This window comes from Pseudomonas sp. EL_65y_Pfl1_R83 (genome assembly GCF_963970695.1).
GTDB lineage: Bacteria > Pseudomonadota > Gammaproteobacteria > Pseudomonadales > Pseudomonadaceae > Aquipseudomonas > Aquipseudomonas tritici.
In genome coordinates this window covers 1-556 of record NZ_CAXAQI010000192.1, presented here as the reverse complement: position 1 = coordinate 556, position 556 = coordinate 1, and the positions used below count along the sequence as shown (strand labels likewise).

The following is a 556-nucleotide window of genomic DNA, read 5'->3' as shown; positions in this document are numbered from 1 at the left end:
CAGCCAACACAGCAGGCGAACATAGATGACCCGGTCTGTGGTCCCCGTTTAGGTGCCGATTACCGGGTCAGGTGGTCCCCAATCTCACGCCGAAACACAGCAGGGATAACCCTTTAACCAGTCGCGATATGAAATATGCGGCCTACGCCTGCCGTGATCGCCATCGCCAACGATCCGAAAATAACCACGCGGGTCACGGCCACGGCCAGCGGTGCGCCTCCCGCTTTCGCTCCAGCAGCACCTAGAACAGCCAGCGCTGCGATAGCTACGGCGACAATGGCCCAGATAGCGCTAGCTCCTGCGACAAAGAGAGCCGCCAAGAGGGGAATGATGCCTCCCGCCACGAACGCGGCTGCAGAGGCTATAGCGGCCTGCGTTGGCCGAGCGATACTGTGCTCGGAAATGCCCAGTTCGTCACGCAGATGCGCCGCAAGAGCATCAGTTTCCGATAAAGCATGGGCAACTTGTTCCGCCAACGCGATCGGGAGGCCGCGATCGACATAGATCCCAATGAGTTCGCGTTTTTCATGCTCGGGATCGGCAAGATGCTCGAGAC

The 556-nt window shown here is 59.5% G+C and carries 1 protein-coding gene; it reads right to left on the bottom strand.

Translation table 11 applies throughout. The features are described from left to right. Positions 1–113: 113 nt before the first annotated feature. Positions 114–556: VIT1/CCC1 transporter family protein (locus tag AACY08_RS28360; RefSeq protein WP_339472415.1), on the bottom strand; the 443-nt coding region annotated here is incomplete at its 5' end.